This window comes from Streptomyces sp. NPDC056361 (genome assembly GCF_042262805.1).
Lineage (GTDB): Bacteria > Actinomycetota > Actinomycetes > Streptomycetales > Streptomycetaceae > Streptomyces.
In genome coordinates, this window is the sequence record NZ_JBHJQI010000072.1 from 5,466 (window position 1) to 24,956 (window position 19,491).

Here is a 19,491-nt window from a genome sequence, read left to right on the forward strand (position 1 = left end):
TTTTTAATCACCCGGCCACCCCCGATATCAACACAATTTACTCCGTCGGCAGCTTCATTTGTGTATACCTGACTGGGCGGCGCCCGCCGGGGGGGGCAGGGGGCACCCGCCCGGCGGGCCTGCTCTACGGGGCGGTGGCCAGGCCCTGCTTGCGCATCTCGGTCAGGGTGGTGTCCTGCGCGTGGCTCAGGGCCTGGGCGATGGTGCCCTTGCCGGTCCATGCCTTGCCCAGGCCGTCGTTCAGGTCCGCGACCGTGCTGGGCATCAGCGGGCCCCAGGTCCACTCGGGGTCGACGTCGGGCGTGGCGGTGGCGAAGACCTCGTAGATCTGCTGCCCGCCGAAGTAGGGGTCGGCCTTCAGCTGCGGCAGGTAGAGGAGGTCGCCGGCGGCCGGGTAGAGCGACGCCTTCTCGATCAGCTTGCCGAAAGCGTCCTTGTCGGTGCTCAGCCAGTGGGCGAACTCCCAGGCCGCCGCCGTGTTCTTGCAGCCCTTGAGGACGGCGGTGGCGGATCCGCCGGCGTTGCCGACCTTCTTGTCGCCCTTCTCCCACTGCGGCATGGGGGCGACGGCCCACTGCCCGGCTGACTGCTTGGCGCCGCCCTTGATGACGCCCGCCTGCCAGACCGCTCCGACGACCGTGGCGATGTCGCCGTTGCCCAGGCCGGTGTACCAGGCCTGGTCGTACATGGGGGCGCTGCTGATCAGACCGTCCTCGACCAGGCCCTGCCAGTAGTCGGCGACCTTCTTGTTCTCCGCGGAGGCCATGCTGACCTTCCACGCGTCGTTGTCGACGCCGAACCAGTCGGCGCCGGCCTGCCAAGCGAGGCCGGCGTAGTCGTAGTCGAGGTAGGGCGAGGAGAGGAACCGCTTGGGGTCGGAGGCGTGGATCTTCTTGCCGGCCTCGTGGTACTCGGCCCAGGTGGTGGGGGGCTTGAGGCCGAGGGAGTCGAAGAGCTTCTTGTTGTAGAAGAGGGCCATCGGGCCGGTGTCGACCGGTGCTCCGTAGACGGCGCTGCCGAGGCTCACGGCGTTCCAGGCGGCGGGCTGGTAGTCGCGCTTGGAGGAGGCGGCGTGTTCTGCCACATCCTCGAGGGCGCCCTGGGCGGCGAAGCTGGGCATGGTCTCGTACCCCACCTGCGCCAGACAGGGGGCGTTGCCGGCCTTCACGGCGTTCAGCATCTTCTGGTAGCCGCCCTTCGCGCCGGGCTGCACCGTCTGGTACGTGACCTTGATGTCCGGGTGGCCGGCGTTGAACGCCTTCACGGCGTCCTCGTAACCAGGGGCCCATCCCCAGAATGTTATCGATGCCTTACCAGTCGCGTCCGGGTCGGAGCCGGAGCCCGACGCCGAACCCGATCCCGAGCATCCGGTAGCCGCGAGGGCAAGGGTGAGAGCACCCACCGCTCCAGCAAAACGGACGAATCTAGGCTTCACAGCTCCTCCTGAGTGCCGTGGCAGGCAACGGGGACGTCCTGCACGGGGCCGCCATCCCGGCGACCGAGCACCGATCGCACGATGCGTCCGACGGGTGTCGGTGGCCGAAACTATGGCAGAGAATGTTATCGATGCCAATAGTTGCGATCGGTCGGCAACTTTCCGCAGGAAACTGCACGTGAGCGGCGATGTCGGCGATATCATCGACAGGGGTTGATCACGAGGAAGGGACCTCATGGGGAAGCGCGGTGACACCACCACCGGCACGCGTCCACCGGGCATGGCGGACGTCGCGCGAGTCGCCGGCGTGTCCGCACAGACCGTCTCGCGGGCGCTGGCCGGGCACCCCAACGTGCAGGAGAAGACCCGCGCGAAGGTGCTGGCCGCAGTCGACCAACTCGGCTACCGGCGCAACAACGCCGCCCGGATGCTCTCCTCCGGCCGCAGCCGCACCATCGGCGTCGTGACCCTCCAGACGAGCTTCTACTCCCGGGCCGCCGTCACCTCGGGCATCGAGAACGCGGCCCGTGAGGCGGGCTACGCGGTCAGCACCGCCACCACCACCTCGCTGGACACCTCCGCCATCGAGAACGCACTGTCCCGGCTCGCCGACCAGGACGTGGAAGGGGTCATCCTGTCGGTGCCCCTGATCCACACCAGCAGCCGAATCGAGCAGCTCACCCGATCCACCCCCACCGTCACCATCGACGGATCGCGCACCGACACCACCGAGGTGCTCGCCCTCGATCAGGCCGAGGCCGCCCGCATCGCCACCCAGCACCTGCTCGACCTCGGCCACGAGACGGTCTGGCACATCGCCGGCCCCGCCGAATGGCTCGAATCGGCACAGCGTCGCGACGGCTGGCAGGCCGCCCTCGAAGCCGCGGACCGCCCGGTGCCACCCCCGCTGGAGGGCGACTGGTCACCCGCCTCCGGGTACCGCAACGGACTCGTCCTCGCCCGGATCCCCGACGTCACCGCCATCTTCGTCGCCAGCGACGAGATGGCGTTCGGCGTGATCCGAGCCCTGCACGAAACCGGACGACGCGTCCCGGACGACATCTCCGTCGTCGGATTCGACGACATCGAGCTCGCCGAGTACTGCTCCCCCTCCCTCACCACCATCGCCCAGCCCTTCCAGCACATGGGCGCCCTCGCGGTCACCCACCTGCTCCGCCAGATCGAGGCACCCGGCGCACTGCCCGAACCACGCTGCGTCGAACCCCACCTCATCGTGCGCGCCAGCACGGCCCCGGCATCCGGCCACTGACCGTCCTGCCTCGACGGATGGCGAACCGCCAGTGGGCGGATACGCGGGCACACCGTGCGCCTGGGCGCCGTGGCCCCACCCCCGACGATGACGCCCGGTCTCCGCGGCTTTCGCCGGGGAGACCGGGCTTCTCGCAGCCTCCGGGCCGACTACTCGGGCATGAGGCTTCCGTGCCGACTACTTGGGCATGAGGACTGTGTCGACGATGTAGACATTGGCGTTGGCGGTCTTGACGTTGCCGCAGACGACCTTGGAGGTGTCGTTGACGGTGTAGTTCTCGCCGGAGCCCTTGGTGGTGATCATGCCCTTCTGGAGGGTCTCGAAGGAGCCGTTCTCCAGCTGCTTCGGGGTGAGCCGCTGGCCGACGACGTGGTACGTGAGGATCTCGGTGAGCATGGCCTTGTCGGCGAGGACCTTGTCCAGGTCGGCCTTCGGGATCTTGGCGAAGGCGTCGTTGGTCGGCGCGAAGACCGTGATGTCCTCGGCGTTGTTGAGGGTGTCGACGAGTCCGGCCTGCTTCACGGCGGCAACCAGGGTGGACAGGGCCGGGTTGTTCGACGCGGCGGTCGCGACGGGGTCCTTGGCCATGCCGTCGAAGGAGCCCGCGCCCTCCTTCGGCACGCCCGCACAGGCCGGGCCGAAGGGCTCGTCCATGGCTGTCGCGCCCTCCCGGGAGGCGGCGGGATCCGACGTGGGGGCCATGGCCTTGGTGTCGCTGCCGGAGTCCGAGCAGGCTGCGAGCGAGAAGGGGAGGAAGACCGCGGCGGTCACGGCGATCGCGCTACGGCGGATACGCAGAGTGTTCATGTCTGTTGCTCCTTGACGGTTCTTCACTTGGTTCGGGATTGCGTCGGGGTGGTGCTGTCCGACCGGCGCCGACAGGGCCGGTGCGGTGGTTCAGGTGACGGTGACGAACACGCCGTGCCGGCCGCTGGCCCCGTCCGGGACGGTCCGGGTGCGCTGTTCGGTCTGGACCTGTCCGGTGCCGTCGGTGGCGCGGACGGTGAGGTGGTGTCCGCCGGGTGTGGCCTGCCAGCGGTAGGACCACTGGCGCCAGGTGTCGGTGGTGTCCTGCGCGGCGAGGTCGGCGTCCTGCCAGGGCCCGTCGTCGATGCGGATCTGGACGCGGCTGATGCCGCGGTGCTGGGCCCAGGCGACCCCTGCGACCGTGACGGTGCCGACAGCGGGACGGGCGAACGGCTTGGGGGTGTCGATGCGGGACTGGGTCTTGACCGGCGCCCGCCGCGCCCACCTCCGCTTCACCCAGTACGGGTCGTAGGCGTCGAAGGTGGTGAGCTCGATCGACTCGATCCACTTGCAGGCGGAGACGTAGCCGTACAGGCCGGGGACGAGCATGCGGACCGGGAAGCCGTGGTCGAAGGGCAGCGGCTCGCCGTTCATGCCGACCGCGAGCATCGCGTCCCGGCCGTCCATCACGTCCTCGAGCGGTGAGCCCAGCGTCATGCCGTCCACGGACCGCGCCACGAGCTGATCGGCGGGGCCGCCCGTCGACGGCGGCTTCACCCCGCACTCGGCCAGCAGCTCGCCGAGCGGGATGCCGAGCCAACGCGCGTTGCCCGTATAGGGGCCGCCGATTTCGTTCGACACGCAGGTCAGCGTGATGTCCCGTTCGATCAGAGGGCGGTTGAGAAGTTCGCTGAGGGTGTAGGTGCGGGAGCGGGTGACGCCCTTGCCGTGGATACGTAGCCGCCAGGTGTCGGCGTCGACCTTGGGGACGACCAGGGCGGTGTCGACGCGGTAGAAGTCGCGGTTCGGCGTGATGAACGGGCTGATGCCGGGAACCCTCAGCCGTGCGCCCGCGGGCACCGACGGGGCGGGTGAGACGGGTGCGGGCAATGCGAGGTTGTTGCGGGAGGCGACGGCGCTCTGCCCCTGCTGCCCGCCGAGGAACCGGCCGAGAACGCCGATGCCGACGGCCGCCCCCGCCGTGACGGCGGCGGTGGTGAGGAACCCGCGCCGACTCCAGCCACCCTTGCCGTCGCCATCCTGCGGGACACGGCTGGGCTCGATGGATGGCTTGGCCGCCAACAGGTACAACGCGGCAGCCCCGCCCAACGCGCCGGTCGCAGACGGCAGTACGTCGATGCGGCCGGCGTCCGGACGACTCAAGGCCGCTACGGATCCGACCACACCGAACAGCAGGATCCCGGCCGCACCCACGTGCCGGCGGCGCAGGGCCACCATGCCCAGGCCCATCGCGATGAGGGCGAGGACGGCGAGGATGCCGAGCTGCAGGGCCGTCTTGTCGCTCTCGCCGAAGGTACGGATCGCGAAGTCCTTCACGACCGCCGGCGTCCTGTCGATCACCGCCCCGCCCACCACCGTGACCGGCCCGGCCGGCGGGCGGACGAGAGCAGCCACCAACTCGGCCACGGCGAGCGCGCAGAACCCCGCGATCAGACCGACCAGCGCTCCGGGCCACGCCCTGCTGATGATGCTGCGGAAGTTGCTCACGCCGGGGATTCGGCGGCCACCGCGCCGCGGATGGGTCCGTCATCCCAAAGAGTGGCGGCCTTCTTGCTCCTGACGGCTGCTGCCTCCGGGAGCGGCGAGGCAGCGCATCCGCGAACACAACCCTGCTCCGGCAGTCCTCCGGCCGGTTCGCTCCGAATCCTCTTCAGGGTTCCTGCACGGGCAGGACCGCACCGCCGTCGAGGATCATCATGAACAGCGCCGCTTTCGCCTCCGGCCTGCCGCGGACCATGCACCGCGAGCTTCCGGCAGGTCCGTACGCCGCCCGGCATGCCCGGCAGCAGACGGCCGGGCTGCTGCTCGCTGCCCACGGCCGGCTCTGCCCCGAAGGCGTCGCGGCGGACATCCTGCTCATCGTCTCCGAGCTCGCCACCAACGCCTATCTCCACGCGGACCCGCCCTACGCACTCACCGTGAGCGTGGATGAGGGGTGTGCCGGCGTCGCGGTCAGCGATGCGTCGGCCGGCATCCCCGACCGGCCCCGGAACCGCGAAGCGTTGTCCTCGCACGGACGAGGCCTGAAGATCATCAGGGGTCTCGGTGCGGAGCTGTACGTCAGCCGGTCCGGATGGGGCAAGCAGGTGATCGCCGTCCTTACCTGGCAGCCGTGACACACGAGAGGAAGGCGGCGGGTGGCTGCGTCAGCCATGGCCACCCGCAGCCGCCCCCTTCCAGAGCACGGCTTGAACCCGGCTGGGGCGAAACGGCCGCATTCGCTCGATCGGATCAGCTGCAGGCTCCGAGGGCGCCGAAACGGCTCCCATCCGTACGCGTGTCCGCTACGAAGAACGTTCAAGGACACCCCCTGGATCTGCGAGCGGGGCACCTCCCTCGCCCGTCCGGAACAGGCTTCAGCGACGAAGGACCAGCATGCGATGGACCGCCCTGCCCCGACCGGCTCCACCCGGCGACTTCGCCTGGTCGCACCTGGCGGCGAGCGTCCGGTGAACGAGCCCCTCCCCTTCCGCCGCACCACACCGGGAAGCACCGGGTACCCGGATCTTCCCGCGGTCATGCAGCGGGTCGCCGAAGGCGACAAGGAAGCCTTCTCCGCCCTCTACGACGCACTCTCACCGATGGTCTTCGGCACCGTGCTCAGAGTCGTACGCGACCCCGCCCAGTCCGAGGAGGTCGCCCAGGAAGTCATGATCGAACTGTGGCGCCAGGCCGGCCGCTACCGCAGCGACGCCGGCTCGGTCACCACCTGGGCCGCCACCATCGCCCACCGCCGAGCGGTGGACCGGGTCCGCTCCGCGCAGGCCGCGACCGACCGGGAACACGCCCAAGCCGCCCGTGACCACCACACCGCGTACGACGACGTCGCCGAACAGGTCGAGACCCGGCTGGAGAGCGAGCAGGTCCGGCGCTGCCTGCGCGGCCTGACCGAACTCCAGCGCCAGGCCGTGACCCTGGCCTACTACCAGGGACTCACCTACCGTGAAGTCGCCGAGACCCTGCGCACGCCGCTTCCGACCATCAAGACACGCATGCGCGACGGGCTCATCAGGCTCCGCGACTGCATGGGGGTGACCACGTGAAACACCACGCGTCCGACATCCACGCCCTCGCCGGTGCCTACGCGCTCGACGCACTCGACGCCGAAGAGACCAATGCCTTCACCCGTCACCTCACCCAGTGCGAGGCGTGCCGGCGCGACGTGGCAGACTTCCACGCCACCACAGCCCGCCTCGCCACCGCCACGGCCAAGGAAGCACCCGCTGCCCTGAAGCAGCGCACCCTGGACGCCATCGACGGCGTACGACAGCTTCCCCCGCGACTGAACGCCCCGCCCACGACGAGCCTCGCCCACCGGCTGCGCCGCAAGGCCCTCCCTCTGGGACTCGCGGCAAGCCTCGTCGCCGCCGCCTCATTCGCCGGCCTCGCCGCCTGGCAGCACCAGCAGGCCCACCAGGCCGAACAGCAGACCCAGCAAGCCCAGCAGAACCTCGACACCATCAGCGGCGTCCTGGCCTCCCCCGACGCACAGACCATCCACGGCAAGGCCGCCAACGGTGCGTTCACCACGGTCGTCATGTCCGCGCGCCAGAACCAGGCCGTCTTCACCGCAACCGGCCTTCCCTCCCCCGCCCCCGGCCAGACGTACCAACTCTGGCTCCAGCACGACGACACCATGCGCCCCGCCGGCTTCATCCACCAGGACGGCACTGTCCTCCTCGACGGCGACCCCGCCGACGCCTCCGCCCTCGGCCTCACCCTCGAACCCACCACGGGCTCCCGCCAACCCACCACCACCCCCCTCCTCCTCATGAACATGCCTGCCTGAAGGAGGGCGTGGGACTCATGACGGGCAAGGATGAGGCGTACGAGGCTCGACCCGGGTCTGCTCGTCACCGTACCGACCCTCTACACAGCGCCACCTCCTTCGCCCTTGAGGACACCCGTGGCCGTCCGGTCCTGCCCCTCGGCCGCCACGGATCCGGAGCCCGGGCCGTAGAAGACGGTGCCGAGCCAGGCATCCGGCCCCTCCTCCGGTGGCGATGAGAGCCGCGCCGGATCTGACGGGGGGCGGCTGAGTGCTTGCGCAGGGATGCCGCCATCATCCACCCGTTCGGTCCCCGACCGGTCGTCAAAGTTTCGGCGGTCTTACGTGTCGATGTCGCCGTGCTCGACCCACCGTTGACCTCGACAAGGCAGCGACCGACTCCCCATACGTTGGGGCGGCCCTCGTCTCCGCGTCGAGAGCCCCCGCGCGTTCCCGTGAGGCCTGTGATGCGACGTTTACGTCGATCGGGTGCTCCGGCGGTGTGGTGCCGGTCCGCGTCGGGATCCGTCGACTTCGATGGGTCGGTGATGGGTCGAACGCGCGGCGAAGGGCCGACTCGGAGCGCGTACCTGCGCGAGCTGCGGCGCAGGCGCCGCCGCCGCGGCGCGAGTGCTCCCGATGCCGACGGTCGTGGTCGGCCGCAGTGGTCCGTGCTCGCGGTGGCTGTCCTGCCGGGTCTGGCGGCCTTGGTGCGCTGCTCTTTACCTGGCGGGAGGTACGGGTCGCCGAGCAGGGCCAGCTCACCACCCGGTTCAACGACGCGATCACCAATCTCGGTTCCCCGTCGCTGGACGTGCGCTTCGGTGGGATCTACGCGCTGGAGCGCATCATGCAGGACTCACCGCGCGACCAGCCGAGGATCGTCCTCGTCCTCTCCGCGTACGTACGGCGTCACGCGAGCGTTCCCGCGACCGGCTTCGTGAAGGAGCCGGCTGAACCGCAGCCGGGGCAGGAGTCGCCCGCCGACCGTCGCCCGCCCACGGACGTGGTGGCCGTGGTGAACGTGCTGGCCCGTCGCTCAGCCGGCCACGACAGGGACGCGCAGGTCGACTGGAACCGGGCGGACCTGCGGGGGCTGTTCCTCTCCACCTGGAGCTTCCGGGACATCGCGAAGGTCCCTGAGGGCGGCGCCCTCCCTGACGAGCGTGCCCCGTTCGGGTACGTGAACCTCGAAGGGGCGGATCTGCGCCACGCCACGCTGTCAGGGGTCGACCTGAGAAACGCCTTCGTCGGCGAGGCCAATCTGAGAAGGGCGCAACTCCTGCGATCCGACCTCCGAGACGCAGACCTGACGTTCGCGGACCTGTCAGACGCGAACGTCGTGGACACGAACCTGACCGGCGCGGATCTCAGTGGCGCAATCCTGCGAGGAACGTTCCTGTCCCAACCGGACATGATCATGCGCCTGAAACCGAACGACCTGTCCCGCGCGCTGCTCTGGGACGCGGACCTCACCGGTGCGAATCTCGCCGGGGCGAACCTGACGGAAGCGATCCTGGTCGATGCCGATCTGACGGAAGCGTCCCTGGTGACCGCCCGCCTGCGCGGTGCAAAGTTCAGCACCCTGGACACGTCCCTCCAAGCCAGGATCACCTCCGGCACCGTCACCGAAAGCGCGAACCTCACCGACGCCGATCTGACGGAGCCGACCTCACCGGGGCTGACCTGCGCAAGGCCAACCTGACCGGAGCGAACCTGAACGGAGCCGACCTGACCGACGCCGACCTGCGGGGCGCACTACTCACGGGCGTAACGCTCAACGGCGCTCGGACGGAGGGGGCTCGCGGTCTGCCGACCTGAAGCGCGTTGCAGAAGGCTACGCCTGGGGAGGCCAGGGCCCCGGGTACACCGCGGGCCTGATCATGCCGCGAGGGCGAGGTTGTGCATGCGGGCGAAGGCGCGCTCGACGCCAGCCCTGCCCCAGCGACGTCCACGGCGCGGAATGCCGGCACCGCGCCTCCTCGACAGTCGGGCCCGCCGGGGATTCCCCATCGCCACGTCGCCGGATTCCAGGAACGCCTGGTCGGCGGGTCGGACATGGGAGAAGCCAGCCGAGCCCGGCCGGCTCACCCCGGCCCGGGTCCGCCGGGTGTTCATGCAAAACCCCGGTGGTCAAGTCGCGGTGGGTATGTAGGGCGCTGCTGCGACCTGGGCCATCGTCCGAAGTTTCGTGAAGTAGGAGGCGCAGTACTCCTCGTTGATCAGGAGCACGATCTTGTCGAGGTCGGCGATGCAGCCCCAGAGGTGGGCGATGCCACTGTCGTCGAGTCCGCCCTTCAGCTCCCTCTGCACGAGGCCGGCGACGTCGGCGTCCAGGAGGACCAGGTCCACGCCGTCGAAGTCCACGCCGCGGAAGCCGTCGGGGAACAGTGCGCGCAGGTGGTCCTCCCACAGTCGGGCGAGTTCGCCTTCGGGCTGTGTTCCGCCCACGTCGGCGGCTGTCGCTTCTGCCGCAGACGGTGGGCGAAGGAGCAGGGAGACGGCATCGAAGACGGAACGCACCATGGCGACGGCCTGGATCGGGCGGAGGGCGGCACTTGACTCGGCGCCCTGCGTGAGCCTGTCGCGCAGCAGTCGGCTGCGGTCGAGTTCGGCGGCGAGTCCGGCCGTGATGAGCCCTGCGTCGGTGGCCCGCTCGATCAGGTCGTGGAGCGGCTCGTTCATGGCCAGACGCTCGGCGAGGACGTGCTCCAGGGCGAACAGGGAATGCGTGACGGCGACGGTGGCGAACTCGTACCGGTAGTAGGAGTGCCGGATGAGCTCGCGGGAGGTTTCCATCGCGCTCATGACGTACATCGACGCGTCGCCGGGCAGGACCAGGTCGGCAACCAGGGCGTGCATGTCCGCATAGTCGAGAACGAGGTCGCGGGCGCGCGGATCCCGTACCGGCAGGAGGAGCGGGTCGGGCGGCGGTGGCAGGGTGTTCACCGGTGCAGTCTTGTCGCCGGACAATTGTCGGTGCCATCGGATTTGCTCGGGGCGGTTGGCGACCCTGCCGGCCACAAACCGTGGTCTGCGGTTTCAGGAGTCCGGGCATCTCGTCGATCGTCCCACTGACAACACCGTTCTGCAGGCGTTACCTTCAGTCGTCAGGTGCGAGGAAGGTGTGGCCGATGTTGGAGTCGCGTCTGCGGGTGATCGGGGGCCGAACGGTCCCCGGCATGCCCGCGGCCACGTCCACGAAGAGGTTGGCGAGGTGCGGGTCGAGCGTCGCCTGCGAGCCGTGCAGGTTCCAGGCGCTTTACGTGGAAGCGTTCGTAGCGTCCTGGCAGCCCGACGGAGATACCCCATGAGCACCCCGCCATCCGACGACGAGCTCTGGCAGGCGGTCGTCGAGGCCAAGCGGGAAATGCACCGCCGCCAAGCCGACTTCCACCACAAGGCCGGCAGCAGGCCGGACATCCTCAAAGCCGCTCTGGCCGCAGGGTCAGGGCCATGGCAGCGGGGCGCCGCCCTCGACTTCCTCACGGAACTGTCGGATGACGTCCCGGCACTGCTCGGCGACCTTGTCGGCCTCTGCCTGTCTCACGGGTGGGCCCTGGCCGCCCGGCAGGCCATCGACTCCATCCCACACGACGAGCTGCTCCCCCTGCTCGAACCCCTCGTCATGGAGCGACTCGGCTCGGCCGATGATGACGAGTACCGACGCTTGGCCGAACTGCTCGCCCATGTCCAAGCCTGGGAGCTCCTCAGCCGACTCGTGGGCCGGGCACTGGACACCGATGACCCCGACACACACGAAGTAGCCGAAGACTTCACGGAGTGGCACGGCCCGATGTGGCTCTGCAAGCCCAACCTGTGAAGTTTCGGCGCCGCCTGGGCCACCCCCGCTTTCAGCAGGCGTAACTGGAAGACGTCGTCCAGCGGTTGAGGTGGAGCCAGGTGTATTCGCCGACGATGCCGTCGGCGGTGAGGCCGACGCAGTTCTGGAACTTCTTCACGTCCGCCTCGGTGGCAGCCCCGAAGATACCGTCGCGCGTCAGATTGCTCGTCGACAGGGAGTAGTCGAGCTGGCACTGGAGCTGCTTGACGGCTGTGCCGGTGCTCCCTCGGGCGAGCAGCGGCTCGCTGCTGGTGTAGCTGCACCAGCCGGAGTAGCCGGCCGAGGCGTTGGGTGCCGTCACGACGCTGTACGAGAGCGCCACTGCGAGGGCGCACAGAACGCTCACGATGTGCCTCTTCAAGGTTCCTCCAGGAGGTCTCGTCCGGTTCGACCATCCACTTTCTGACCGTGCTCACCTCCCGGACAAGGCGGATTTCAGCTCAGTGACGAGGTGCGGGATCGGCCGCGTCCCGCCCTTTCCCCCATGCCTTTCCTCCGGGGGACGTACGCCGGCAACGGTCAGCGCTGCCGGCTCTCATGGGTCAAGCGGCCGGTTCGGACAGTACGGCGACGCTGCGGACGGGATCGTCCCGCGGGCGTGGGGAGCAGTGCGGTGGGTGTCGTCAGCCCAGGATCTCCAGGAGCCAGGATCGTTCTGCGTGGCTGGTGGCGCGGGCGATGGTGAGCATGCCGCGGCGGTAGGGGTCGGCGGTGTCCTCGGCGCGTAGGGGGTGTTCGCCGTCGTGGAAGAAGCTTGCGGGCTGTTGGAGGAATTCGAGGCGGCGGTGCAGTACCGCGTGCTGGTCGGCGGTGTCCGGGAGTTGGGACAGGAAGGCCAGGACGGTGAAGTAGCGGGTGCTGTCGCTGATGTCCAGGCCGTCTGCGTCGCGCAGTCGGCGCAGGAGCTCGGTGCGGCCGGCGGTGGTCAGGGTGAGGGTGTGTCGCTGGGCGGCCGAGGCGCCGGGCTCCGTCGTGCGGTCCAGTAGCCCGGCGTTGACGAGTCGGGTGATTGCCGGATAGAGGCTGCCGTCGCTGACCGGTCGGGCGTGGCCGGACAAGTGGGCTATCCGGCGGCGCAGTTGGTAGCCGTGGAGCGGCCCGTCGGCGAGGAATCCCAGGATCGCGAGTTCGAGCATGCTGCTACTCTCCCACATCGAAACGAGGTATCTCGGATCGAGGTAATGGGGTAGGGGTGGGGATGGGGATGTCGTATACCGAGGAATGGGTGACCGCTCGGGCGCGGGAGGCTTACGAGCACGGCCGGGCATCCTTCGCTGTACGGCCGGAGCGGACGGCGTTACTGGTCATCGACATGCAGGATGAATTCGTCCGGCCCGGCTGGAGCCCGTACTGGGTGCCGTCGGCGACACGGATGGCACCCAGGCTGTGTCGGCTCGTCGAGGCATGCCGAGCCGCCTCGGTCCCGGTGATCTGGACCATCTTCGACGACACGCATCTAGGGCTGGACCGCCCCAAGGCCCTGCGCTACCTTCCGCACTCCGACACCGACTGGCGCCGGCCGGGCCCGGCCGAGGTATGGGACCAGATGGGCCGCCGCCCCGACGAGGCCCTGATCCGTAAGCCCTCCTACGGCGCGTTCTACGACACTCCGCTCGACACCATGCTCCGCAACCTCGGCCGCGACACGGTCATCGTCACGGGAACGCTCACCAACTACTGCTGCGGCACCACGGCCCGCCAGGCATACGAGCGCGGCTACAAGGTCGTGTTCGGGGCGGACGTCACGGCCACCGACGACGAGTCCCGGCAGGAGCCAGAGCTCGCCGTTCTGCGCAAGGGCTTCGCGCTCGTCCTGACCGCCGAGGAGATCACCGGCCATCTGGCCGCGGCCGATGCCGGCCCGCCAGAACCAGCCGACAGGAACAACGCCGACTGACGGCGCGCGCATGTGTGGACCTTCGATGGTCGGCATCCTCCCGACGGCCGTCGACCGTCGGGAGGCTGCCGACCGTCGGCCGTCGGGAGGAGCAGTGGGACTCGACCGGGGGCGCCTGTGGTGTGGGAGAACGACCTCGATAGCAAACCCAGTAGCGAACCCGGTGCTCATGTCGGCTCCGTAGCCCGGCACGGTCACGCCGCCACACGCATCGGTCAGGCCCCCGGCGGCACGTGCATGCCACCTGGTCCGAGCCGTTCGCCGCCGGGCGAGTCGGCACCGGTACCACCGTCGCCGTCGCCCTCGCCCTCGCCCTCGCCCTCGCCCTCGCCCTCGCCCTCGCCCTCGCCCTCGCCCTCGCCCTCGCCAACAAGCCGTGCCAGATCCGTCGTCAGTGAGGCCAGCCAGGACACGGTCGCGTAGTACTCGCGCGGTGCGCCTGGCGGTTCGTCGGCGATGGTGGTGGGGGCCATCGGGGGATGGTGCGGCGCCGCTGCTTCCGCAGCGTCCCCGGTGGGATCCATCCGGGCCGAGGTCAGTAGCATCCCCGCAGCGACCCGGTCACCCGTGCGGATGACGGACTCCGCGGCCTGTCTCCCCAGCGGCGGGGCCACGACCGGTTCGGAAGGCACGAGAAGCCGGTCGGCTCCCCACAGCGTGTGGTGCCCGGCGATCAGTGAGGCCTGCCAGTCCTGGCCGACCGGCGGCGGAGTGGGCCCGGCGGGTTCGCTCTGGTACTGCGCGTACGCCGACTCCGCCATGACCAGCGCGTGCTGCAGCGAACGGTGCCCCGGCGCGGTGACCAACGGCACGCGCTGACCACCCGCCGCGACCTGCGCCGTCGTGGCCACGACGATCTCCGCGGCGGTTCGGAGCAGCATCGCGACCGACCGCCGCAGCTCGTCGTGGGCGCCCCGCGGCCAGGCCAGCAGCCCGAACACGGCGCCGATCGCGCTGCCCGTCAGCACGTCGAGCAGCCGGAACTCGGCGAGCTGCCAGGTGGCCGGCGCCAGCTGCGCGAAGACCAGGGAGACGACCACCGTGAACAGCGCCTGCGCCCATCCGACGCCCTTCACGGGCCCCAGGGTGAAGGTGACGAGCATCAGGGGCGGCAGGGCCACCGCGTAGACCTCGATGTCGGTACCGACCAAGGCCAGCAGCGCCGCCGCGACCAGCGCACCGACGAGAGTGCCGGTCAGGGCCCTGCGCTCCGTCGTACGGGTCTCCCGCACCGTCGTGCGCGTCAGTGTCAGGGTGGCCAGCAGTACCCAGAAGCCGTGCGGGAGCGTGTCGATGCCCGCGATCAGCCGAGCTGCCGCCAGGGCCAGGCTGATCCGTACGGCGTTCTGGAAGAACACCGAACGGCCGCCGACATGGCCCGACAGGCGCCGCCACCACAGCCGTGGTGCCCGCATCCGCGCGTACCAGAACGGGCCCGGCGGCGGTTCGCCGGCCGCTCGGCCCCGTACGGCGATGTCGGCCGCGATGGACATCGCGAGCGCGGCGTCCGCCACCTCCAGGAGCGCCGCATTGCGGCGCAGTACAGCAGGAGGGCCGTCATCGGCCGCCGTCAGGGCTTGACGGACCTGCTCCAGACGGGCGTGCGCCCGACCATCGGGGCTTCGGCCCCGTAGCCGGGCGGCGGTCTCCCTCCCCACGTCCGCGACCGCTCGCAGCGGGTCCTGGCCTCCGGGCTCCGCCGCGTCGACTGCTCCCGCCCGGCTTTCGCGAGCCATGCCCCCCACCGCCGCGCCGATGTCCGTCCCCCCGGCCGCCCCGTCCCCGTCCCCGGCTCCGGCTCCGACATCCCGGGGCCAAGCGGCACCCGGGCGAGGTGGCGGCAGCACCGTCAGCCGGCCGAGCAGGGTGCGCGTCGCCAGGCCCGCGTGGGCCAGCGCCCTTGGTCGCACACCCGCTCCGGCCGGCCGTTCCGCCTCCGGGACCTGGGAGGAACGGAGCCCCGTACTCAAGGCCCGGGTGATGCGCAGCGTGGCCTTCGGCAGCGTGTACGGGGCGGAGCGCAGCCCGTCCGCGCAGCGTGCCGCGCCTTCGGCGGCCCGGGCGACCCGTTCGCGGTAGGGCAGGGCGGCCGGCTCGGGCAGCACCGTCCTCTCCGCGATGATCAGCAGGACGAGCCCGACGGTCGCCCCCGCCAGCCGTTCGCCCAGCGAACCGGGGTCGTAGGGCGGGAACGACGGCAGGATGTACATCAGCTGCAGCCCCGTGGCCGCGCCGGCGAACCGTGGTCCTCCGACGGCCATGAACGCCAGCGCGAAGCCGACGACCAGCATGCCGACGACGGCACTCCACGTCCGCACGGACAGGTAGGTGCCGAGCGTGATCAGCACCCAACACACCGGCACCACGCCTGCCAGCAGCACGGCCCGCTGGCGTCCGGAACCGGGGAGCCGGGACAGCCCGGCCATCGCGATCGCACCGAACAGCGCGTACGTCGCACCGACCGCCGAGTCGAAGCCGTAGAGCAGCACGTAGAACCCTGCCGTGGCGGCGATCGTGACGCGCAGAGCCCGCCGCGCCGCCGCCCTGTAGGCGGGCGACGGCCGTCGCAAGGGCGCGCCAGCCATGCCCTCAGGATCACCCGCCGCGCCGCGACCGGCACGGCGAGGGCCCTACAGCCCGGCAGCGAAGTCCCTTCCGGGTCCGTTACCAGGCCACTTCCGGGGCCGTTGCCGGTCCCTTCCAGGGCTGTTGCAAGTGTCGCTTGCGGGGCCGTTCCGAGCGTGCTGTCGCGGCGGGCGGGAAGCGCGTGGCGGGGCGCCGAGCGCGCCGACCCACGGCATCAGGTCATCCGGTACTTTCCGGCACCCACCGGCTACCGATCGGTACCACTCCACCCGGATTCACCCAGTAGAAGCCGAACTGATGGGGACCGGTCCGAAACAGTTCGGCCTCGCCGCGCTCAAGCGCGTTGAAGTAGTCGGCCATACGGGCACCCATCAGGGCCATGTCCAGGTCATCACCGGCCTTCACACCCAGATCGGCCGTCAGGACTCGCAGATCGAGCGGCCACGAGTAGGAAAGCCCTGGCTCCGTGAGGGGTGGCCACGAAGAATGCGCCCCGTCCGCCAGTTCCGAGACCGACCAGACCTCGATGTGTGCGGCATGCCCTTGGACGATGAAGCCTCGGAGCACCGGGAAGGGGCTCTCGCTGTGTACGAACTCGGCCAGGTTCCCCAGTACCGGAAGGCGCAGGAACAGGCGAAAGTCAGCGGGCCAGTTCGCAAAGGGCACGGTCGGACGCCGTACGTCGTCGTCGGAGCCGACGGACTCTGCAGACTCGGAGGCAAGCGGGGCACTCTCCTCCCCCACCCGCGGCGCTTCACCTGCGCCCGCTTGGCCCTCGCCGTCTTGTCCGCCACTGAGCTCGCCTGTGGCTTCGGTCCGCCCTTCGCCGAGAATCATCTCGGGTGTGAACCGGCTGCCTCGCGCACCGCCGGGCGCGGTGAAAGGCATGTCGACGGTCGCCTCCGTCATCCCTAGACACGACAGGCACACCGTCGTGTAGTTCTCCACAGCGCGACCCCAGAGCAGCGGGATGTGCTGCGTCATCCCGGCCGACTCGTACAGCGGGATTCCGAGAGGATCGACGTAGTACCGCTTCGTCGTGGCCGAGACCGAGGCGGTCGTGGCCGAGACCGAGGCGCCATCCGGCGACCGGCCAGGAGCCGCCGACTTCGACGCGTCGACCGGGAATCGAGGCGTCCGCAGCAGCAGCTCGTAGAACTCGTCCTCATCGGGACCCGGGAACAGTTCGACGGTGCTGAGCAGGGTGGACCCGCTGAACAGCTCGGCCGGGGCCGGGAACGCCACCGCGATGCGCGCCACGAGGAAGGGCGCGTAGCTCCCGTTGTCCGGAAGTAGGCCCGACCCTCTCTGCCTGTGCACTCTCAGCGCCGCATCCGGAACCTTGGACCTGAGGTCCAGCAAGTGCGGTGAGTCGCTGTCGACGGCGAAAACGAACACAAGTCCCGCTTCGACCTTTCCGTCGTCGTCGGCCGTGACCGGTTCGTGGCGAACCGTGTCGAACGTCAGCAGCTCGGAGAGGTCGACGTGAACGTGTCCCTGCTCCGAGTTCGCCTCGTCGGCCCCAGCCGGTGGACGGGGGGCCAGCCCTGTCGACGCCGCGTACCTGTGACGCGCGAACCAGAGTCCGACCATCTCGTCATCGGTGACGTCGATGAACCAACTCCGGAATCCGTAATGCTGCAGCACACCCATGACGCCGGCCTCGCTCAGAGGTCCGCGCCCGTAGCCGGCGAGTGCGGCGACCGCCGTCACTTCCCATGCCTGCCGCAGGTGGTCTCGGCGAATCCGGTCGTCGTCGTCCGTCGGCTCCCGCTCTTCCGAGGACTGGGGATCGAAGCCATGCACCTGGCCGCGGAAGAAGACCTGCTTGCCGTCGTCTCGGTTCCTCAACGACCGGCAGATGAGGTGATACTCCTCAAGCGAGTGCGCGGTGAACTCCAGCACGTCTCCCGAGGCCCGGCTTACGTCTCCCAGGGCTCGGTTTCCGAGCCCCGCGCCCCTCTCTGCGGCTGTCATCGGCCTCCTCCATCGACGGCAACATGCTGACCACCTTGCCCGACGGCGGCCGCCTCTCCCACTCGGCATCGGCCCGCGACCCAGCTCCCGCTTCGGGCGCGTGGAACAGGGGACATCCCTACGCGCGGGGAGTCGAAGTTCTGAGATGGGCGGATACCGCCGCATGCGCCGCATGGCGGCGGTCATGGTCCAGGCGCGCCGCCGGGTCGTCGCGGGCGTGTGCCTTCAAGGTCCCGGCTGCACTGCAGCGCCCACACCAGTGGTGCCGGGTGGGCCGTCCGGGTATGGCTCTGCCGTCCGGGTGTGGCTCTGTGGGGGCTCCGACCCAGGGGTTGATCGGAGCCGCCACAGAGCATCCGCGATAACGCGGCGCGGACCGTCGAGTACATCGGCGCCGTCCGAGGAGGAGGGGGCGGCCGGCGATGTTCCGTTCGGGCCGTTGGGGGCCCTTGTAGTAAATATATATACCGCCAAGTAGGCAAGGGTATGAAAATTTTCATGCCAAACGATCATGTGGAGACCAGAGCCCGGGGCCCATCCGTCTCGGTCAGGTCAGCTTCGGTCGGTCTCAGTCGTCCAGGAAGAAATCGTGCTGTTCCGCCGCGTGCTCGTACTTCTCGAGCCGCGTCTGCGTACGCTGCGGGTCCGCGTCCGCAATGGCCTGGAGGATGCCCGCTGACAGCACCCCCGGCGCCGCGTACGAGTCGAAGACGAGCCTCGATCCCGTGCCGGCGGTGAACACCTCGTCGACCTCGTCGACCAGCGGCCCGAGCGCGAGGTCCGTGATCAGCGCGACGCGCAGCCCGACGCCGCGGGCGGCACGCACGACGGCGAGGGTCTCCTTGGCGTGTCGCGGCATCGCGAAGGCCAGCACCCACGTGCCGCCCGCCTCGCGAGCCTGGAGCAGCCCGTCGTAAGCGACGCTGCCACCCCGCGTCACCAGCCGGACATCAGGGTGGATGCGCCGCGCGGCGTACGCGAAGTACTCGGCGAGGGAGACCGAGATGCGCAGGCCGACGACCGTCAGGGGGACAGACCCGGCCAGCTCGCGGCCGATGTCGACGATCCGGTCGGGATCGGCGAGGGCGCGCCGCAGGGACATCAGGTTCTCGATCTCGGCGTCGATCGCCGACTGAAGCTCGTTGCGATGCCGCTCCTCCCCCTCGCCCGGCGCACCGGCGACCGCGCTGAGCGCGATGGGCTGGAGCGCCTCCCGGAGCGCGGGGTACCCGCTGAATCCCAGCGAGGAGGCGAACCGGGTCACCGACGGCTGGCTGACCCCCACGCGCTCCGCGAGCTCGGTGATGGACAGGAACGCCGCCTCGGTGAGGTGATCGGTCAGGAACTGGGCGATACGCCGCTGCCCGGGAGACAGCCGGTGCCCGCCGAACAACGCCCGCACCCGCTCGGCGGGAGAGCCCACCTCGACCTCGGCCTTGGCCTTGGACGAGCGCCTGCCCGGCGTGATCGCGGCCGACTGTGCACGCGCCTGCTGCCCGGATGCCACGGAGCGCCTCCTTCCCCTCTCGATACCACCCAAGATAGTTCACCCACACCCTGCCCCCACGAGCCCGAAACACCGGCCCCCTGCACCACGCCATCGGCTCCACCATGCACGCGCAGACCTGCCTGACTGCACATCAGCCCGAGGGTCTAGCGAACGGTCGGGCCCGGTGGGGCTACGGCTCAAGTCGCGGATGGCTTCCCGACAGACGTGGAAATGTCG

The 19,491-nt window shown here is 69.8% G+C and carries 17 protein-coding genes; 8 read left to right on the forward strand and 9 right to left on the reverse strand.

Annotated features, from left to right (window positions below):
• Nucleotides 1-124: 124 nt before the first annotated feature.
• Nucleotides 125-1,264: an ABC transporter substrate-binding protein gene (locus ACFCY7_RS23200; protein WP_376487914.1), complete on the reverse strand. Its 1,140-nt coding sequence runs from the start codon at nt 1,262-1,264 to the stop codon at nt 125-127.
• A 406-nt stretch (nt 1,265-1,670) separates the two neighbouring features.
• Between ACFCY7_RS23200 and ACFCY7_RS23205 the strand changes: the two genes are divergently transcribed.
• Nucleotides 1,671-2,705, forward strand: coding sequence for a LacI family DNA-binding transcriptional regulator (locus ACFCY7_RS23205; RefSeq protein WP_376487916.1), 1,035 nt, complete (start codon nt 1,671-1,673; stop codon nt 2,703-2,705).
• A 177-nt stretch (nt 2,706-2,882) separates the two neighbouring features.
• Here the strand turns inward: ACFCY7_RS23205 and ACFCY7_RS23210 are convergent, their stop codons facing one another.
• Both ACFCY7_RS23210 and ACFCY7_RS23215 read right to left on the reverse strand, forming a co-directional pair.
• Nucleotides 2,883-3,512 (reverse strand): fasciclin domain-containing protein, encoded by a 630-nt coding sequence (locus ACFCY7_RS23210; protein WP_376487918.1) that lies wholly within the window; start codon nt 3,510-3,512, stop codon nt 2,883-2,885.
• Between the two features lie 90 nt (nt 3,513-3,602).
• On the reverse strand, nt 3,603-5,189 hold the full coding sequence (locus ACFCY7_RS23215; RefSeq protein ID WP_376487948.1) for a molybdopterin-dependent oxidoreductase: 1,587 nt from the start codon (nt 5,187-5,189) through the stop codon (nt 3,603-3,605).
• Between the two features lie 200 nt (nt 5,190-5,389).
• Between ACFCY7_RS23215 and ACFCY7_RS23220 the strand changes: the two genes are divergently transcribed.
• The 5 genes from ACFCY7_RS23220 to ACFCY7_RS23240 all read left to right on the forward strand — a co-directional run bounded on the left by ACFCY7_RS23220 (nt 5,390) and on the right by ACFCY7_RS23240 (nt 9,282).
• Nucleotides 5,390-5,809: an ATP-binding protein gene (locus ACFCY7_RS23220; protein WP_376487920.1), complete on the forward strand. Its 420-nt coding sequence runs from the start codon at nt 5,390-5,392 to the stop codon at nt 5,807-5,809.
• Nucleotides 5,810-6,142: 333 nt separating this feature from the next.
• On the forward strand, nt 6,143-6,736 hold the full coding sequence (sigK, locus tag ACFCY7_RS23225; protein ID WP_376487950.1) for an ECF RNA polymerase sigma factor SigK: 594 nt from the start codon (nt 6,143-6,145) through the stop codon (nt 6,734-6,736).
• Nucleotides 6,733-7,482 (forward strand): anti-sigma factor domain-containing protein, encoded by a 750-nt coding sequence (locus ACFCY7_RS23230; protein ID WP_376487922.1) that lies wholly within the window; start codon nt 6,733-6,735, stop codon nt 7,480-7,482. The genes sigK and ACFCY7_RS23230 overlap by 4 nt, the downstream gene beginning before the upstream one ends.
• A gap of 643 nt (nt 7,483-8,125) precedes the next feature.
• A complete protein-coding gene (locus ACFCY7_RS23235) occupies nt 8,126-9,166 on the forward strand; it encodes a pentapeptide repeat-containing protein (protein WP_376487923.1) in 1,041 nt (346 codons plus the stop codon).
• A gap of 11 nt (nt 9,167-9,177) precedes the next feature.
• Nucleotides 9,178-9,282, forward strand: coding sequence for a pentapeptide repeat-containing protein (locus ACFCY7_RS23240; RefSeq protein ID WP_376487952.1), 105 nt, complete (start codon nt 9,178-9,180; stop codon nt 9,280-9,282).
• 312 nt (nt 9,283-9,594) lie between these two features.
• Here ACFCY7_RS23240 and ACFCY7_RS23245 read toward each other — a convergent pair whose 3' ends face one another.
• Entirely contained in the window at nt 9,595-10,410 is an 816-nt protein-coding gene (locus ACFCY7_RS23245; protein WP_376487925.1) for a hypothetical protein, read from the reverse strand.
• A gap of 361 nt (nt 10,411-10,771) precedes the next feature.
• On the opposite strand from ACFCY7_RS23245, the gene ACFCY7_RS23250 reads away from it, so the two are divergent.
• The gene (locus tag ACFCY7_RS23250; protein ID WP_376487926.1) at nt 10,772-11,284 is read left to right on the forward strand and encodes a hypothetical protein; all 513 of its coding nucleotides are present in this window, start codon (nt 10,772-10,774) and stop codon (nt 11,282-11,284) included.
• A gap of 31 nt (nt 11,285-11,315) precedes the next feature.
• Here the strand turns inward: ACFCY7_RS23250 and ACFCY7_RS23255 are convergent, their stop codons facing one another.
• Together ACFCY7_RS23255 and ACFCY7_RS23260 are read right to left on the reverse strand one after the other, a co-directional pair.
• Nucleotides 11,316-11,651 carry a peptidoglycan-binding protein gene (locus tag ACFCY7_RS23255; RefSeq protein ID WP_376487928.1) on the reverse strand — a complete coding sequence of 112 codons (336 nt, stop codon included), beginning with the start codon at nt 11,649-11,651 and terminating at the stop codon, nt 11,316-11,318.
• 277 nt (nt 11,652-11,928) lie between these two features.
• On the reverse strand, nt 11,929-12,441 hold the full coding sequence (locus ACFCY7_RS23260) for a PadR family transcriptional regulator (protein ID WP_376487930.1): 513 nt from the start codon (nt 12,439-12,441) through the stop codon (nt 11,929-11,931).
• A gap of 68 nt (nt 12,442-12,509) precedes the next feature.
• Between ACFCY7_RS23260 and ACFCY7_RS23265 the strand changes: the two genes are divergently transcribed.
• Nucleotides 12,510-13,202, forward strand: a complete 693-nt coding sequence (locus tag ACFCY7_RS23265; protein ID WP_376487953.1) for a cysteine hydrolase family protein — start codon at nt 12,510-12,512, stop codon at nt 13,200-13,202.
• A gap of 215 nt (nt 13,203-13,417) precedes the next feature.
• On the opposite strand, the gene ACFCY7_RS23270 is transcribed toward ACFCY7_RS23265, so the two are convergent.
• The 3 genes from ACFCY7_RS23270 to ACFCY7_RS23280 form a co-directional block, all read right to left on the reverse strand.
• The gene (locus ACFCY7_RS23270; RefSeq protein ID WP_376487932.1) at nt 13,418-15,787 is read right to left on the reverse strand and encodes an FUSC family protein; all 2,370 of its coding nucleotides are present in this window, start codon (nt 15,785-15,787) and stop codon (nt 13,418-13,420) included.
• A gap of 220 nt (nt 15,788-16,007) precedes the next feature.
• Nucleotides 16,008-17,765, reverse strand: a complete 1,758-nt coding sequence (locus ACFCY7_RS23275; RefSeq protein ID WP_376487934.1) for a hypothetical protein — start codon at nt 17,763-17,765, stop codon at nt 16,008-16,010.
• 568 nt (nt 17,766-18,333) lie between these two features.
• A complete protein-coding gene (locus tag ACFCY7_RS23280; RefSeq protein ID WP_376487936.1) occupies nt 18,334-19,272 on the reverse strand; it encodes a MurR/RpiR family transcriptional regulator in 939 nt (312 codons plus the stop codon).
• Between the last annotated feature and the right edge of the window lie 219 nt (nt 19,273-19,491).

Excerpts from the sequence above, each read along its gene's own strand:
- ACFCY7_RS23205 (WP_376487916.1), top strand. The coding sequence starts at position 1,671 with ATGGGGAAGCGCGGTGACACCACCACCGGCACGCGTCCACCGGGCATG.
- ACFCY7_RS23265 (WP_376487953.1), top strand. The coding sequence starts at position 12,510 with ATGTCGTATACCGAGGAATGGGTGACCGCTCGGGCGCGGGAGGCTTAC.
- ACFCY7_RS23220 (WP_376487920.1), top strand. The coding sequence starts at position 5,390 with ATGAACAGCGCCGCTTTCGCCTCCGGCCTGCCGCGGACCATGCACCGC.
- ACFCY7_RS23275 (WP_376487934.1), bottom strand. The coding sequence starts at position 17,765 with ATGACAGCCGCAGAGAGGGGCGCGGGGCTCGGAAACCGAGCCCTGGGA.
- ACFCY7_RS23270 (WP_376487932.1), bottom strand. The coding sequence starts at position 15,787 with ATGGCTGGCGCGCCCTTGCGACGGCCGTCGCCCGCCTACAGGGCGGCG.
- ACFCY7_RS23210 (WP_376487918.1), bottom strand. The coding sequence starts at position 3,512 with ATGAACACTCTGCGTATCCGCCGTAGCGCGATCGCCGTGACCGCCGCG.
- ACFCY7_RS23250 (WP_376487926.1), top strand. The coding sequence starts at position 10,772 with ATGAGCACCCCGCCATCCGACGACGAGCTCTGGCAGGCGGTCGTCGAG.
- ACFCY7_RS23260 (WP_376487930.1), bottom strand. The coding sequence starts at position 12,441 with ATGCTCGAACTCGCGATCCTGGGATTCCTCGCCGACGGGCCGCTCCAC.